This is a genomic window from Kitasatospora sp. NBC_00458 (assembly GCF_036013975.1).
In the GTDB taxonomy this organism is placed as follows: domain Bacteria; phylum Actinomycetota; class Actinomycetes; order Streptomycetales; family Streptomycetaceae; genus Kitasatospora.
Map to the genome: position 1 here is coordinate 222,673 of NZ_CP107904.1, position 14,929 is coordinate 237,601.

General features: G+C 74.5%; 11 protein-coding genes and 2 pseudogenes. 3 read left to right on the plus strand and 10 right to left on the minus strand.

Annotated elements, in window-relative coordinates; genetic code table 11:
- Positions 1-236: 236 nt before the first annotated feature.
- From OG550_RS01015 to OG550_RS32710, 5 genes and pseudogenes are all read right to left on the minus strand, one after another.
- Positions 237-1,511 carry a sugar ABC transporter permease gene (locus OG550_RS01015; RefSeq protein WP_327673463.1) on the minus strand — a complete coding sequence of 425 codons (1,275 nt, stop codon included), beginning with the start codon at positions 1,509-1,511 and terminating at the stop codon, positions 237-239.
- Positions 1,508-2,296: an ATP-binding cassette domain-containing protein gene (locus OG550_RS01020; protein WP_327673465.1), complete on the minus strand. Its 789-nt coding sequence runs from the start codon at positions 2,294-2,296 to the stop codon at positions 1,508-1,510. Before OG550_RS01020 ends, OG550_RS01015 begins: the two co-directional genes overlap by 4 nt.
- Positions 2,297-2,571: 275 nt before the next feature.
- Positions 2,572-3,666, minus strand: a complete 1,095-nt coding sequence (locus OG550_RS01025) for a sugar ABC transporter substrate-binding protein (RefSeq protein ID WP_327673467.1) — start codon at positions 3,664-3,666, stop codon at positions 2,572-2,574.
- Positions 3,667-4,007: 341 nt separating this feature from the next.
- Complete coding sequence (locus OG550_RS32705; RefSeq protein WP_442906121.1) at positions 4,008-4,553, minus strand: helix-turn-helix domain-containing protein; 546 nt, start codon at positions 4,551-4,553, stop codon at positions 4,008-4,010.
- Positions 4,530-5,126 (minus strand): annotated as a pseudogene (locus OG550_RS32710) (cupin domain-containing protein); the annotation flags it as partial. The pseudogene OG550_RS32710 and the gene OG550_RS32705, both read right to left, overlap by 24 nt.
- 148 nt (positions 5,127-5,274) lie before the next feature.
- Here OG550_RS32710 and OG550_RS01035 point away from each other — a divergent pair.
- Positions 5,275-6,189, plus strand: coding sequence for an MBL fold metallo-hydrolase (locus OG550_RS01035; RefSeq protein WP_327673471.1), 915 nt, complete (start codon positions 5,275-5,277; stop codon positions 6,187-6,189).
- A gap of 89 nt (positions 6,190-6,278) precedes the next feature.
- Here OG550_RS01035 and OG550_RS01040 read toward each other — a convergent pair whose 3' ends face one another.
- A complete protein-coding gene (locus OG550_RS01040; RefSeq protein ID WP_327673473.1) occupies positions 6,279-7,118 on the minus strand; it encodes a hypothetical protein in 840 nt (279 codons plus the stop codon).
- Positions 7,119-7,196: 78 nt separating this feature from the next.
- The gene (locus OG550_RS01045; protein ID WP_327673475.1) at positions 7,197-7,982 is read right to left on the minus strand and encodes an NAD(P)-dependent oxidoreductase; all 786 of its coding nucleotides are present in this window, start codon (positions 7,980-7,982) and stop codon (positions 7,197-7,199) included.
- 70 nt (positions 7,983-8,052) lie between these two features.
- Between OG550_RS01045 and OG550_RS01050 the strand changes: the two genes are divergently transcribed.
- The gene (locus OG550_RS01050; protein WP_327673477.1) at positions 8,053-8,949 is read left to right on the plus strand and encodes a LysR family transcriptional regulator; all 897 of its coding nucleotides are present in this window, start codon (positions 8,053-8,055) and stop codon (positions 8,947-8,949) included.
- Between the two features lie 326 nt (positions 8,950-9,275).
- Positions 9,276-13,193 carry an amino acid adenylation domain-containing protein gene (locus OG550_RS01055; RefSeq protein WP_327673479.1) on the plus strand — a complete coding sequence of 1,306 codons (3,918 nt, stop codon included), beginning with the start codon at positions 9,276-9,278 and terminating at the stop codon, positions 13,191-13,193.
- A gap of 232 nt (positions 13,194-13,425) precedes the next feature.
- Here OG550_RS01055 and OG550_RS01060 read toward each other — a convergent pair.
- The 3 genes and pseudogenes from OG550_RS01060 to OG550_RS01070 all read right to left on the minus strand — a co-directional run.
- Positions 13,426-13,773, minus strand: a pseudogene (locus OG550_RS01060) (ArsR/SmtB family transcription factor); the annotation flags it as partial.
- Positions 13,770-14,216, minus strand: coding sequence for an SRPBCC domain-containing protein (locus OG550_RS01065; protein ID WP_327673481.1), 447 nt, complete (start codon positions 14,214-14,216; stop codon positions 13,770-13,772). The gene OG550_RS01065 and the pseudogene OG550_RS01060, both read right to left, overlap by 4 nt.
- A gap of 100 nt (positions 14,217-14,316) precedes the next feature.
- Positions 14,317-14,694 (minus strand): hypothetical protein, encoded by a 378-nt coding sequence (locus OG550_RS01070; protein WP_327673483.1) that lies wholly within the window; start codon positions 14,692-14,694, stop codon positions 14,317-14,319.
- Positions 14,695-14,929: the final 235 nt, after the last annotated feature.

Genomic DNA, 14,929 nt, shown 5'->3' on the forward strand with positions numbered 1-14,929 from the left:
GGGCCCGCACTCCAGGGTGCGGGCCCGGGCGGGCGGACGGGAGGGACCAACGTCCCGGGCACGCCCGAGGCCCGGTCCCCGTGGGGGTGGGGACCGGGCCGTTCGGGAGGGTCGCTCGGGGCTGGTGGGGGCCGACCGGGAGACCCCCGCCCCGGAGGGGCTCGGCGGGAGCTCCCCCCGGGGAGGGCCGTGCGGCGGAGCCGTCGGAACGGGCCCCGGTCGGGGCGGGCCCCGTCTCAGCCCCGGCCGGCGGACTTCTGGGTGCGCCGGGAGACCGAGTCGAGCACCACGGCGGCGAGCAGCACCGCACCGGTGATCATGTACTGGATGGCCTGGGCGGCGTGCACCATGTCCAGGCCGGTGGTGATCGACTGGATCACCAGCATGCCGAGCAGGGCCGACCAGGTGGTGCCGCGCCCGCCGAAGAGGCTGGTCCCGCCGATGACGGCGGCGGCGATCGCGCTCATCAGCACGTTGCCCCCGCCGAGCAGCTTGTCGGCGGAACCCTGCTGGGAGGCGATGAAGAGGCCGCCGAGGCCGGCCAGCGCGGCGGAGATCATGAACACCGAGATCCGGATCCAGGCCACGTTGATGCCGGCCCGGCGGGCGGCCTCGATGCCGCCGCCGACCGCGAAGATCTGCCGGCCGTAGGAGGTGCGGCGGAGCACGAAGTCGGTGAGGACGACCACGCCGACCAGCACGACCAGCGGCAGCGGCAGGCCGCTGTCCTGGTTGAGCGTGTAGGCGCCGACCAGCGCGACCACGGCCAGGCCGCCGGTGCGCAGCGCGATGTCGCCCAGCGGGCGGGCCGGCAGTCCGGCCGCGGTGCGGCGGCGGGCGGTGAGCAGCTGGGCGGCGAGGAAGCCGCCGATGGCGAGGACGGCGAGCAGCCAGGCGAACGAGATGTCGCCGTCGCCGAGGAAGTAGTTGTCGAGGTGGGCGACGACGCCGTCGTTGATGTTGTTGACGGTGCCGAGCTTGCCGAGCACGAAGTCCTGGAGTCCGCTCCAGGCGAGCATGCCGGCCAGGGTGACGACGAAGGCGGGTACGCCGATCTTGGCGAAGAAGAACCCGTGCAGGGCGCCCATGGCGGCGGCCGTGAGCAGGGCGATCAGGATCGCCAGCCACTCGTTGACGCCCTGGCGCACGGCGAGGACGGAGGTGACGGCGGCGCAGACGCCGGCGACCGAGCCGAGCGAGAGGTCGATCTCGCCGAGCAGCAGGACGAAGACGACGCCGACCGAGATCAGGCCGTAGCCGGCGATCCACTTGGTGATGTTGGTGAGGTTGTCGGCCTGGAGGAAGTGGCCGGTGACGCTCTGGAAGATGACGGCGATCAGGATCAGACCGATGACGACCGGCAGTGAGCCGAGGTCGCCGCTGCGGATCTTGCGCCGGAACTCCTCGGCGTACCCGGCGAGGCCGCCCTGGCGGACCAGCAGGCGCGGGTCGCCCGCGGTCGCGCCGCCGTCGGCGGGCCCGGCGGTGGGGGTGGTCTGGCTGGTGGTCACTTCGCTTCCTCCGCGATGCGTGCCTGGCGCCGGGTGACGGCGTTGTCGGTGGCGCCGGTGATGGCGGAGATGATCTCCTCGGGCGTGGTGCCGGCGACCGGGAAGGCGCCGTTGTTGCGGCCGAGCCGCAGGACGGCGACGGTGTCGGCCACCGCGCGGACGTCCGCCATGTTGTGGCTGATCAGGATGACGCCGAGGCCGCGCTGGCGGAGCCGCTCGACCAGGTCGAGGACCTGCGCGGTCTGTTCGACGCCCAGGGCCGCGGTGGGCTCGTCGAGGATGACGATCCGCGGGTCGCCCACCAGGGCGCGGGCGATGGCGACGACCTGGCGCTGACCGCCGGAGAGCGCGGCGATCGGGATCCGCACGCTGGGGATGCGGATCGACAGGGTGTCCAGCAGTTCCTTGGCGCGGCGCTCCATGGCGACCTCGTCCAGCGTGCCGCGGCGGCGCAGTTCGCGGCCGAGGAACAGGTTGGCGACGACGTCGAGGTTGTCGCAGAGCGCGAGGTCCTGGTAGACGGTGGCGATGCCGAGGGCCTGGGCGTCCTGCGGCCGGGTGATCCGGACCGGGCGGCCGTCCCAGGTGATGGTGCCCTCGTCGATGGGGTGGACGCCGGCGATCGTCTTGACCAGGGTGGACTTGCCGGCGCCGTTGTCGCCGACCAGGGCGACGACCTCGCCGGCGTGGACGTCGAGGTCGACGTCGGTGAGGGCCTGGACGGCGCCGAAGCGCTTGGAGACCGCGCGCAGCGCCAGTACGGGTGCGCCTGTCACGTGAACCATCTCCTGCGTGGGTGTGCGTGGCGGGGGTGGGTGGGTGTTCGCGGGGGTGTGGTCCCCGCGGAGGGGTGGTGCTGTTCGGGCGGGTGCGGCGTCCGGACGGGCGGGGCCCGCGAAGGGGTGCTCGTCGCGGCGGGGGTGCTCGCCGGGGCGGCTCCCCGGGGTGGTCCGGGTGCCCGCCGGGGAGGGCCGGCGGCCGGCCGGGCCGGGCGCTCCCCGGTCGGGCGGGGAGCGCGTGGCGGTGTGCCCGGCCGCGGCCGACGGCCCTGCGGCTCCGGCTACTTGATGCCGATGGCGGTGCAGCCGGCGGCGTAGTCGGCGGTGCAGATGTCGGCGGCCTTGTAGAGGCCGTCGGCGATCACGGTGTCCTTGATGTTGGCCTTGGTGACGACCTTGGGCTCCAGCAGCTTGGCCGGGATGCCCTTGTCGGTGTCGCTGTCCACGGTGGCCGGGGCGACGGCCTTGACGTCCTTGCCCTGCAGCAGGCTGACGGCCAGTTCGGCGGCGCTGTTGGCGAGCGGCTTGTAGGCCTTGTAGATGGTGTAGGCCTGGTCGCCGGAGACGATCCGCTGGACGGCGTCGAGTCCGGCGTCCTGGCCGCCGACCGGGACGGTGACGCCGGCCGCCTTGAGCTGGGTGATGATGGCGCCGGCCATGCCGTCGTTGGCGGAGTAGACGGCCTGGAAGCCGTCCTTGCCCAGCTGGGTGATGGCGGCACCGGTCTTCTGGCCGGCGACGGTGGGCTTCCACTCGCCGGACTGCTCGTAGACCACCTTCTTGATCTTGCCGTCCAGCACCTTGTGGGCCCCGGACTTGAAGAGGGCGGCGTTCGGGTCGGCCTCGTCCCCGTTGATCATCACGATGTTGGCGTCCGCGGCCTTGGAGCCGAGGGCGTCCAGCAGGGCCTGGCCCTGGAGCTCGCCGACCTTCTCGTTGTCGAAGGAGACGTAGGCGGAGACCGGACCGGTCGCGAGCCGGTCGTAGGCCACGACCTTGACGCCCTTGTCGGCCGCCTCCTTGACCCAGGACTGGGTGGACTTGGCGTCGAAGGCGTCGAGGACGATCACCTTGACGCCCTCGGCGATCAGGGTGTCGAACTGCTGCTTCTGCTTGGCGGCGCTGCCCTCGGCGTTGCTGTAGCGGACCTTGCAGTCCGGGCAGAGGGCGGTGACCCTGGCCTCGATGAACGGGCGGTCGAAGGACTCGTAGCGGGTGGAGGATGCGTTCTCCGGCAGCAGCAGGCCGATGGACTTGGTGTCCCCGGAGCTCGCGGTGTCCTTCTTGTCGCCACCGGCCTTTCCGCAGGCGGCCATGGACAGGGCCATCGAGACCGCGGCGGTGCCGATGAGGACACGACGCATCGTTGCGTTCATAGGGGGATGCCTCCGTGACAGGTGCCGCAGCGCTGCGGCGAGGTGGGAGGAGTTAACCCGGCCGTGTCATCTGGCGTCAATAAGTAAATTCAAGCTCTCCGCAATCCCGACTCTTTCGTTATCTTCATGAACGCTCGCCGGAGCTTGAAACCTGGAGTTTCCTCCGAGTCGAGCTATGACAGGACATGACAGAACGGACGAATCCCCTCGCCAAAGGGCCTCTACCTGGTACGGACCTGGGAGGCCGAGGGGTGGGACGTCAGCGGTTCACCGCTCCGCACGGCGACGGAGGCTTACTTGACAGGAGCAAGACAGGTCAACTCATGCGTTCAAGAGTTTGATCATCCGTCAGCAAAAGCCGCCGCCATCCGGTCCCGGTAGCGGCCGGGCGTCGTACCGAAGAGCCGACTGAACGCGTGCGAGAGCGCGTACGGGGTCGCGTAGCCGACCCGGCCGGCGATCACGTCCAGCGGGTCGGCGGTCTGCTGGAGCAGCGCGGCCGCGCGCGTCATCCGCCACCAGGTGAGGTACGCCATCGGCGGACGGCCGACCAGTCCGGTGAACCGCCGGGTCAGGGTGGCCCGGGAGACCCCGGCATGGGCGGCGAGGTCCTCGGTGGTCCAGCTCCGCGCCGGGTCCTCGTGCAGGGCCCGCAGCGCGGCCGCCACCACCGGGTCGCCCAGCGCGGCGGGCCAGCGGCCGCCCCGCCGCTCCGCACCGCCGGACGGTCCGCCGGACGACGGCCCGCCCACCGGCCCCGGAGGCCCGCTCACACCCGTCACACCAGGCGCGCCCGTCACACCCGGCGCGCCCGTGAGACCCGTCAGGCCCGGCCCGCCGGAGAGCGCCTCGCCCCCCGGCGGCCCGGCCAGCCAGGCGCGCACCATGTAGACCAGCAGCAGGTCGATCAGGCTCGGCACGGCCAGCGCCGCACCCGCCTCGTCGGAGGCCAGCTCGCCGCCCAACAGGTCGACGGCCGAGCGGAGTTGCGGGTGGCCGCCGACCCGGTTCGGCAGGTGGACCACGTCCGGCAGCTCCAGCATCAGCGGATGCGTCCGACTGTGCTCCAGGCGGTACTTGCCGCAGAGCAGTTCGGCGACCGGCCCCGCGCCGGACCCGAGGACGGGCACCCGGGAGGCGCCCGGGCCGAGCGGCGGCACCGCCCCGCCCGGGCCGAGCAGCCGGTCGATCGGGCGGGCCCGCGCGGCCTCGTCCGGCGCCAGCGGCTCGCTCGCCAGCACATGGCCCGTCCCGTGCGGCAGCAGCACCGCGTCACCCGCGCCCAGCGACACCGGCTCGCCGCCCTCGGGCAGCAGCCAGCAGCCGCCCTCCAGCATCACGTGGAAGCCGGCCCCGTCGTACGCGGGGATCCGGGTGGACCACGGTCCGTCCACCCGGAGCCTGACCGAGGAGGGCCGGCCGATGCGCACGGCCGCGATCGCGTCGCTCACCACGTCCATCCCGCCACCCTACGCCGCCCGGAGCTGGGGTGAGCCGATCGCGTATCCAGGTGATCCAATGAAGCATTGAGGCGCTCACTCCCTCCCCCTAGGCTCAAGATCAGCGGCGCACGGAGGTGTGCGGCGACACCACGACAGGGGAGGAACCATGGAGCGGATCGTGCTCGGGGACGCGGAGGTCATCAGGGTGGTCGAGTGGGAGGGCGCCTTCACCCCCGCGAGGACGATCGTGCCCGGCCTGCCGGCCGAGGAGTGGGAACGGAACGCCGACTGGCTGGCACCGGACCACTGGGACCCGGTGGCCGACACCTACCTGGGCGCCCTGCAGACCTGGGTGATCCGGCACGGCGGGCGGACCGTCCTGGTCGACACCGCGGTCGGGGAGGGCAGGCAGCGCCCGCACAGCCCCGCCTTCCACGACCGGCGCAGCGACTTCCTGGAGCGGCTCGCGGCCGCGGGCGTCCGCCCGGAGGACGTCGACGTCGTGGTCAACACCCACCTGCACGGGGACCACGTCGGTTGGAACACCCGTGCCCTGGACGGCGAGTGGGTCCCCTCCTTCCCCAACGCCGTCTACTACCTGCCCGCCGCCGACCACGCCGCGATCGACCCGGACGGCCCGGAGTCGGGGCCCGCCCCGGCGGGCGCCGACGCGCGGATCTGGCGGGAGGAACGGCGCCTGATGTTCGCCGACAGCATCGCGCCGGTCATCCGCTCCGGACAGGCCGTGCTCTGGTCCGACGGCCACCGCCTCGACGAGGCGCTCACCCTCGAACCCGCCCCCGGCCACACCCCCGGCTCGTCGGTCCTGCGGCTCGACTCACGCGGGGACCGGGCGGTGTTCGTCGGCGATCTGCTGCACAGCCCGGTGCAGTTGGTCCACCCGGGCTGCAACAGCTGCTTCTGCGAGGACCCGGCCGGCGCCGCCGCCAGCCGGCTGCGGGTGCTCCGACGGGCCGCCGACGAACGGGAGCTGGTCATCCCTGCGCACTTCGCGGGCGCCGGCGCCGTCGAGGTCCGCCGGCAGGGCGCCGGCTTCGCGGTCTCCCGCTGGGCCTCCTGACCGGAGGGGCCGGCCGGCCTTCCCGGCGGACGGGACCGCGCCGCACCCGGCGAGCGCGGGAGCCTCCTCCGGCACCCGCCCCCGAACGGCTACGGCCGCTCGAAGTACTGCACCACTCCGCCCGCCGAGAAGCAGAGCGCGCCCGCGAAGGTCCCCCAGTTCGCGATGTCGGTGTTCACCTGGCTCCCGGTCTCCGGACGGGTGAACGCGGCCAGCGCCGAGACCAGGAACAGCACGGACCCGATCTGGTTGACCACCACGATCCACCAGCCGATGCCGCGTGCGTGCCGGCAGAAGTGGCCGTGGCAGACCTCGACGAGCGCGAGGTGCCCCGAGACCAGGAACAGCACGCACCCCACCATGTCCGGGGCCCAGACCAGCCGGTCCGCCTGCTGCACCGAGAGGCCCTGGAGGAAGGAGTCCAGCAGGTTGACGCCGAACACCAGGGTCCCGACGAACAGGACGAAGGTCCCGAGCCAGTCGATCCGCTGGGGCTCGTAACTCCACCACCGCCAGCGCCAGGTGACCGGCGCGTCCGTTCCGCCGGACCGGCGCGGGGCGTTGACCGCCTGGAGCAGCGAGGCGTAGCCGCCGGTGTTGAAGAACAGGCCTCCGGCGAAGTAGACCGAGGCGATCGCGGTCGGGCCGACGGCGGTGGTCGCGGCGAGGAGGGCGCCGAGGGCGAAGAGCCCTCCGCCGAGGACGAACGCGACGGCGGCGACCGTGTTGAGCGTGCGCAGGCGGCGCAGCGCCCGGCCGTCCGCGGTGCGCGGCACCCCCTCCGCGCCCGACTCGGCCAGGGTCCTGAACACGCCCCGCTTGCGGGCCAGCCGGGACTCCCAGACCGCCAGGCCGCCCTCCGCCCTGCGCCAGGTGACCCGGGTCGTGAACGGTCCCGCGCCCTCGGCGCGCTCGTCGAGACGAACCATGGCACGAGAGTAGGGCCCGTCAGGCCGTTCCCGTCGGATCAGCGCGCGGCACGGACCCGCGGCAGCTCAGGCCACCGCTCAGGCGGCCCGGACGGCGTCCACCCAGCGGGCGAGGTCCTGCTCGGCGAGTTCGGGGTGGGCGAGCAGCCGGTCGCGCACGGCGGTGAGCACGGGCCCGCCGCCCGCCAGCGCGAGGTCCTTGGCGGCCAGCCGCACCGGGAAGTCCGCGTCGGTGGCCCGGGCCCGGCCGACCGCGCCGCCCAGCGGGCCGCCCGCCAGCGCCCCCAGGGCCAGCTCCTCGGGGAGGCCGAGCGAGTCGGCCAGCGCGAGTGCCTCGGCGACCACCGCGACGCCCCCGATCACGGCGCCGATCACCACCAGCTTCAGTGCCGCGCCCGACCCGGGACCGCCGCAGCGCACCACCGAGCCGAGTGTCTCCAGCACCGGCATGACGCGGTCGAGGTCGGCCGGTTCGCCGCCCGCCAGCACGGTCAGCCCGCCCGAGGCGGCCGGGCCGACGCTCCCGAGCACCGGTGCGTCCACCAGCCCGACCCCGAGCGGCAGCCGCCGGCGCAGGTCGGCCACCGCCGCCGGCCCGACGGAGGACATGTCGCTCCAGATCGTGTCGGGCAGCAGCTCCCCGGTGAACCGTTCGGCCACCGCCGTCAGCGCCGCCGGGTCGGACAGCATCGTGATGACGACGCCCGCCCCGCGCACCGCCTCGGCCGGGTCGGCGGCCTCCGGCAGCCCCTCCGCCCTGCCGGGCGTGCGGTTCCACACCGTCAACGGGTGTCCTGCGGCGGCGAGTCGGCGGGCCATCGGCTGACCCATTCGGCCGAGGCCGAGGAATGCGATCTTCTCCATGCCTCCAGGCTAGGAACGGTCGAGCCAGGCGACAAGCGAATGTCTCGCATGGTAGCCATGCGGGATGGACATGGCATGGCTCGAAGTCTTCCGCACCGCGGCCCGGCTGGGCTCGTTCACCGCCGCCGGCGAGCGGCTGGGGTTCACCCAGTCCGCGATATCGCGTCAGATCTCCACGCTGGAGGCCGAGTTCGGCGCTCCGCTGTTCGACCGCCTGGCCCGCGGGGTGCGGCTCACCGAGCACGGGCGCACCCTGCTGCCGCACGCCGAGGCGCTGCTGGAACGGCTGGACGGCACCCGCCGCGACCTGGCGGCGCTCACCGAGCTGGACCTCGGCCGGCTGCGGCTCGGCGCCTTCGACAGTGCCAACGCCGCCCTGGTGCCGGCCGCCCTGGCGGCGTTCCGGGCGGCGCACCCGCAGATCGGCGTGTCGCTCACCGAGGGGCTGTCGGCCGCCCTGCTCGACCGGCTGCGGGACGGCGCGATCGACCTCGCGGTGGTCTCCGCCTATCCCGAACACCCCTACGACACCGAGCTGTTCGATCTCCGTCCGCTGGTCGACGACCCGGTCCTGGTGGCCGTTCCGCCGGACCACCCGCTGGCCGGCCGGGAGGTGGTGCGGCTGTCCGAACTGGCCGACGAGCACTGGATCGCCGTCAGCCGGCGGGCCGAGTCCACCCTGCTGGCCGCCTGCGTGCGCAGCGGGTTCCGGCCCCGGATCGAGTACGAGGTGGCGGGGTGGCCGGCCAAGCTCGGCCTGGTGGCCGTCGGCCTGGGCGTCACCCTGATCCCGGCGCTGGCCGCCCGGGCCGCCCGTCCGGACGTCGCGCTCGTCCCGCTGCACCCGGACGACACGCCCGTCCGCCTGGTGCGCACCGCCGTCCGCCGGGGCTGGTCGGTCCCCCCTGCGGTGACCGCCTTCCTCGACCACCTGGCCGCGGCGGCCCGGCCGTCCCGGCGGGGCTGAGCGCCCTCGGGCGGGCGGGTCGGCCGGCTTCGCCGGCCACCGGTCCGGTGCCGCGCCGGCCGACCGGGGAGCGCGGTCGGGGAGCGCGGTCCGGGACCGGGACCGCCCGGGACCGGCCCCGGGTCCGGATGGGGCCCGGGGCTGGGACACCCGGGACCGGGGCGGGCGCGACCGGGCGGAACCGGGCGGCGGACCGGGCGGGAAGTCGGGCCGGGAGACGACCCCTGCCCCAGGCATCCGGGACGCCGGGCGGCGGACCTTGGAGGTCACGCCCGGCCGGTGCCGGGCGGCCGCCCCGTTCCGCACCCACCCACGGGAACCCCCTCATGACCGCACAGCCCGTCCCGTCCGCCGCCCTCCTCGACGCCCGACGCTCCGTCTGCCTGCCCGACCTGCTCCGCGAGCAGGTGGCCGCCCGGCCCGACGCCACGGCCGTGACCGGCGGCGACGGCCGGCTCAGCTACCGCGGGCTCGGCGAGGCCGCCGACGCCCTCGGCGCCCATCTGCACCAGCTGGGCGTGGCCGCCGACGACTGCGTCGGCCTGTACACCGAGCCCTCCCTCGACCTGATGACCGGAGCCTGGGGCATCCTCTGCGCGGGCGCCGCCTACCTGCCGCTCTCCCCGGAGTACCCGGAGGAGCGGATCCGCTACATGATCGAGTCGAGCGGGACGAGGGTGGTCGTCACCCAGGCCCACCTGCGGGACCGGGTGGCCGGGCTGGTCCCGGCCGGCGTCCGGATCGTCACACCCGCCGACGCCCGGGCCGCCGCCACCACGACCGCCGTCACCGCCGCTGCCGACGCCTCGCACCCGATCCCGCACCAGAGCCAGGGCCCCGGCGACCGCCCGCCCGGCCCGGCCCCGGACGCGCTGGCGTACGTCATCTACACCTCCGGCAGCACCGGCCGCCCCAAGGGCGTGATGATCGAGCACCGGAGCATCGTGTCGCAGCTGCGCTGGCTGGCCGACGCCGGCCACCTCGGCCCGGACACCACCGTGCTGCAGAAGACCCCGATGAGCTTCGACGCGGCGCAGTGGGAGATCCTCGCCCCCGCCGCGGGCGCGCACGTGGTGATGGGCGCACCGGGCGTCTACCGCGACCCGGACGGTCTGATCGACACCGTGCTGGAGCACGGCGTGACCGCCCTGCAGTGCGTGCCCACCCTGCTCCAGGCCCTGCTGGACACCGACCGGCTGGCCGGCTGCACCACGCTGCGCGCGGTCTACTCGGGCGGCGAGGCGCTCTCCGTCCGGCTCGCCCGGACGCTCACCGCCGCCCTCCCCCGGGCCTCGCTGGTCAACCTCTACGGGCCGACCGAGTGCACCATCAACGCGACCGCCCACCGGGTGGACCCGGAGTACCTCGGCGGGGGTTCCGGTTCGGTGCCGATCGGCGTGCCGGTCGACCGCACCCGCTGCTTCGTGCTGGACGCGGAGCTGGCCCCGGTGGAGGTCGGCGCCACCGGGGAGCTGTACATCGGCGGGATCCAGCTGGCCCGGGGCTACCTGAACCGGCCCGACCTGACGGCGGAGCGGTTCGTCGCCTCCCCGTACCTGCGGGGCGAGCGGCTGTACCGCACCGGCGACCTCGCCCAGTGGAACCCGGACGGCACCCTGCAGTGCGCCGGCCGGGTGGACAACCAGGTGAAGCTGCGCGGCTACCGCGTCGAGCTGGACGAGATCGCGCTGGCGATCGAGGAGCACACCTGGGTGCGCCGGGCCGCCGCCGTGGTCACCGACGACGCGCGGACGGGGCACCGGAACCTGGTGGCCTGCGTGGAGCTGAACCCCAAGGAGGCGGCCCTGATGGACCAGGGCAGCCACGGCGGGCACCACCGGTCCAAGGCGAGCAGGCTCCAGGTGAGGGCGCAGCTGTCGAACCCCGGTGTGCGGAGCCCGGGCCGGCTGGCGGGGCGGCCGGTGCTCGCCCTGCCGGGGCGCCGGGAGACCGCCCGGCAGCGCCGGGAGACATTCGCCCGCAAGACCTACCGGTTCTTCGAGGGCGGCCCGGTGACCAGGGACGACCTGCTCGCGCTGCTCGCCGCACCGCACCCGGCCGGCGGGCCGGTCCGCCGGAGCGGTGGCGTGACCCTCGCCGAACTGGGCGGGATCCTGCGGTGGTTCGGGCAGTTCCACAGCGCGGAGCGGCTGCTGCCGAAGTACGCGTACGCGTCGCCCGGCGCCCTGTACGCCACCCAGCTGTACCTGGAGACGGACGGGTCCCAGGGCCTGGCGGCGGGCGTCCACTACTACCACCCGGTCGACCACGGTCTGGTGAGGGTCGGCGACGCGGCCGGGGACGCCGTCCCGCTGGCCCTGCACTTCCTCGGCCGGCGCGGCGCCATCGAACCGGTGTACCGCAACAACATCCGGGAGGTCCTGGAGTTCGAGACCGGGCACATGCTCGGCGTGCTGGAGGAGGTGCTGCCCGGGTACGGGCTGGCCGTCCGGCCGCTCGGGTTCGAGCCGGCCGTCCGGGAGCGGCTGGACGTCGCCGCGGAGGACCTCTACCTGGGCAGCTTCACCGTCGTCCCGGAGGACGGGCGGCCGCACCGGGACGACACCGAGCTCTACCTCCAGGCCCACCCCGGCCGGGTCGAGGGCCTGGCGGCGGGCACCTACCGGTACGCGGACGGCGGGCTGACCAGGATCTCGGCCGAGCTGGTGGAGGCCCGGCACGTGATCGCGATCAACCAGCAGGTCCACCGGCGGTCGGCGTTCGGCATCACGGCGGTGAGCCGGGCGGCGGAGCCGTGGCTGGAGTACGTCGGCCTCGGCACCCGGCTGCACCACCTGCAGCGCAACGGGCTCGGCCTGGGGTTCATGTCCTCGGGCTACAGCTCGAAGACCGGGCACCCGCTGCCGGCCGCCCGCCGGCTGGACGCGATCCTCGCCTCCAGCGGGATCGCGGCCGGTCCGTCGTACTTCTTCCTCGGCGGGCGGGTGAGCGGGGAGCAGGTCCGCAGCGAGGGCATGCGCGAGGACGCCGTCCACATGAAGGGCCCGGCGGAGATGATCAGGGACGAGCTGGCCGCCGCGCTGCCGGACTACATGGTCCCCAACCGGGTGCTGATCCTGGACGAGCTGCCGCTCACCGCCAACGGCAAGGTCGACGCCAAGGCGCTGGCCGCCGCCGAGCAGGTGCGGGACGCCGACACGGGCGCGCCGTTCGTGGCCCCGTCGACGCCGACCGAGCGCCGGCTCGCCGAGGTCTGGGGCGCCGCGCTGAAGTACGAGGCGGTCTCGCTGGCCGACGAGTTCTTCGCGGCGGGCGGGAACTCGCTGATCGCGGTGGCGCTGGTCAACCGGGTGAACCGGGAGTTCGGCGTCCGGCTCCCGCTCCAGGTGCTGTTCGAGAGCCCCCGGCTGGCCGAGCTCGCGGAGCGGATCGAGCGCACCGGTACCGGCGCTCACGACGGTTCCGACGGGTCCGGCGATGCCGCCTCGCGGCTGGTCCCGCTGCACCGCGGGGGCACCGGCGACCCGGTGTTCTGCTGGCCGGGGCTGGGCGGCTACCCGATGAACCTGCGGCCGCTCGCCGGCCGGTCGGGCCGGCCGTTCTACGGAGTCCAGACGCACGGCATCAACCCCGGGGAGACGCCGTACCCGACGATCCGGGAGATGGCCGCCGCCGACGTGGCGGAGATCCGCCGGATCCGCCCGGAGGGTCCGTACACCCTGTGGGGGTACTCCTTCGGCGCCCGGGTGGCGTTCGAGGCCGCCTGGCAGCTGGAGCGGGCCGGTCAGCGGGTGGACGACCTGCTGCTGATCTGCCCGGGCAACCCGGAGCTGCGGAAGGCCGACGGCGAGCGGTACGGCCGCGAGTACTCGTACCGCAACCCGGCGTACCTGACGATCCTGTACTCGGTGTTCGCGGGCTCGATCAGCGGGCCGGGGCTGGCCCGGTGCCTGGCCGAGGTCCGCGACGAGGACGGGTTCGCCGCCTTCGTGCACGGGCTGCTGCCGGAGCTGGACGAGGAGATGGTCCGCCGGATCGCCCGGATCGTCGGGGAGACGTACGAGTTCGAGTACAGCTTCCGCGAGCTGACCGAGCGGCGGCTGGCGGCGCCGGTGACCCTCTTCAAGGCCACCGGCGACGACTACTCGTTCATCGAGGACGGCTCCGGCCGCTCGGCGACGGTGCCGGCCGTGGTCCAGCTCGCCGGCGACCACTACGGGGTGCTGAAGGAGCACGGTGTCGGCGAGCTGGTCGACGCCATCCGGTCCCGGCCGGGCGCCTGAACACCCGGACGCCCTGAACCCCGGACGCCCTGACACCCCGGCACCCCACCAGCCCGGTCCGGTCCGGTCGCCGCGAGCGGCCGGACCGGACCGGCCCACCGCCCTCGGACGGTCCACGCCTGGCACGCCCTCAGGGGCGCGTCCCCTTTCCCGCGCCCCCCGCGTTCGCCGCGGGCGCCCCCGACACCCCGGCGGCGTCCGCGGCTCCGGCGGGGTCCCCGGCCTCGGCGGCCTCAGCGGCCTCGGCGGCCTCGGCGAGCAGCTTGATCCGCGCCAGCCGCCGGTCCCAGTCCGCCGCGAGCGAGGCCATCCACCGCGCGGTCGCGTCCAGCGCCGCCGGCCGGACGGCGTAGCGGACCTCCCGCCCGGCCCGGTGGCCGGCGACCAGCCCCGCGGCCTCCAGCACGGCGAGGTGCTTGACCACGGCCTGCCGGGTGACGGGCAGCGGCTCCGCGAGGGTGGTCGCGGTCGCCTCGCCGCGGGCGGCGAGCAGGTCGAGCAGCCGGCGCCGGGTCGGGTCCGCCAGCGCGCCGAGCACGCCGTCGACGACCTCGGTGCCGGCGCCCCGCTCCTGCGTCACTCCGACCTCTGCTCTGCGCGCGTGCGGAGCGCGTCGAACACCTGGGGCCAGCCGCCGCTGTTGTCCTGGACGGCCTTGCTCCGCTGCTCCTCGGAGGCGGCCAGGGCCGCGAACCCGCTCTCGACGACGCGCAGCCGGGTCTTGTCGCCCTCCGCGCTCAGGGTGAACTCCACCAGGGTGGAGTTGTCCTCGCGCAGTTCCTCGCCCGGGAACGCGCTGGCCCAGCGGTAGGCCAGGTAGGTCGGCGGTTCGACCTTCTCCACCCGGACCGGGAAGTCGCCGTACTCGGGGTTGTGCGCCACGACGGACTCGCCCTCGCGGGCCACCGTCCCGGCCACGCCCTCCGGCGTGCCCACCCAGAAGCCGGGCTCGGCCACCAGCGACCAGACCCGCTCCAGGGCGGCCTCGATCAGGGTCTCCCGCTCGATCCTGTCCTCGCTCATGGGATGCTCCTCCGTCGTCACCAATGAATGCAACTCCATGGTTGCACTTCGATCCACTCGGGCGCAACCGGAGAGTTGCGCCCGAACGGCGTCACGCCGGTCAGCCCCACCACTGCTCCGGGACGGCGGCCTCCTCCCCCGGCCGCCCGGCCGGCTCCTCGGCGGCCCGCGCGGGACCGGCCGTGACCAGCAGTTCGTCCAGTCCGGTCGCGGCCACCTGGTAGCCGGACTCGCGCAGCACCACGGCGACCGCGCCGGTGACCGCGACCCTGATCCCCTCGACCGGCGGCGACGGGTCGGCCCCGCCGCCCCCGCCGTCCCGGCCGGGCCCGTCAGGGCCGTCGACCGGCTGCCAGTCGACCACCACCCCCTGCGGACGGTGGCCGATCCGCAGACCGGACACCCCCCGTCCGGTGTCGAACCCGGCCCGGGCCAGGTCGGCTGTCACGTCCTCGAAGAGTTCCCGGTGATCCACCATTGGCGCAGCGTAGGCCCGCCACCGCACCCTCCCCGGGCACGGCGCGCGCCGAAACGCTTCAGCGCCCCGGCACAGCACCCGGGCGCAGCATCCCGGCACCCCGCGGGGGGTCGCGACGCCCCGGACGGGCCGACACGAGCGGCCGGACGGGCCGATGGACGTGCACAGGCGGCGCGGTGCCGACAGCATGTCAGAGTAAGCGCTCCATCACTTTGAGCAACGGGGTCGGCGGATC

Coding starts and splice junctions, on each gene's coding strand:
- OG550_RS01020 (WP_327673465.1), bottom strand. CDS start 2,296: ATGGTTCACGTGACAGGCGCACCCGTACTGGCGCTGCGCGCGGTCTCC.
- OG550_RS01025 (WP_327673467.1), bottom strand. CDS start 3,666: ATGAACGCAACGATGCGTCGTGTCCTCATCGGCACCGCCGCGGTCTCG.
- OG550_RS32705 (WP_442906121.1), bottom strand. CDS start 4,553: ATGGTGCGCGCCTGGCTGGCCGGGCCGCCGGGGGGCGAGGCGCTCTCC.
- OG550_RS01035 (WP_327673471.1), top strand. CDS start 5,275: ATGGAGCGGATCGTGCTCGGGGACGCGGAGGTCATCAGGGTGGTCGAG.
- OG550_RS01040 (WP_327673473.1), bottom strand. CDS start 7,118: ATGGTTCGTCTCGACGAGCGCGCCGAGGGCGCGGGACCGTTCACGACC.
- OG550_RS01045 (WP_327673475.1), bottom strand. CDS start 7,982: ATGGAGAAGATCGCATTCCTCGGCCTCGGCCGAATGGGTCAGCCGATG.
- OG550_RS01050 (WP_327673477.1), top strand. CDS start 8,053: ATGGCATGGCTCGAAGTCTTCCGCACCGCGGCCCGGCTGGGCTCGTTC.
- OG550_RS01055 (WP_327673479.1), top strand. CDS start 9,276: ATGACCGCACAGCCCGTCCCGTCCGCCGCCCTCCTCGACGCCCGACGC.
- OG550_RS01065 (WP_327673481.1), bottom strand. CDS start 14,216: ATGAGCGAGGACAGGATCGAGCGGGAGACCCTGATCGAGGCCGCCCTG.
- OG550_RS01070 (WP_327673483.1), bottom strand. CDS start 14,694: ATGGTGGATCACCGGGAACTCTTCGAGGACGTGACAGCCGACCTGGCC.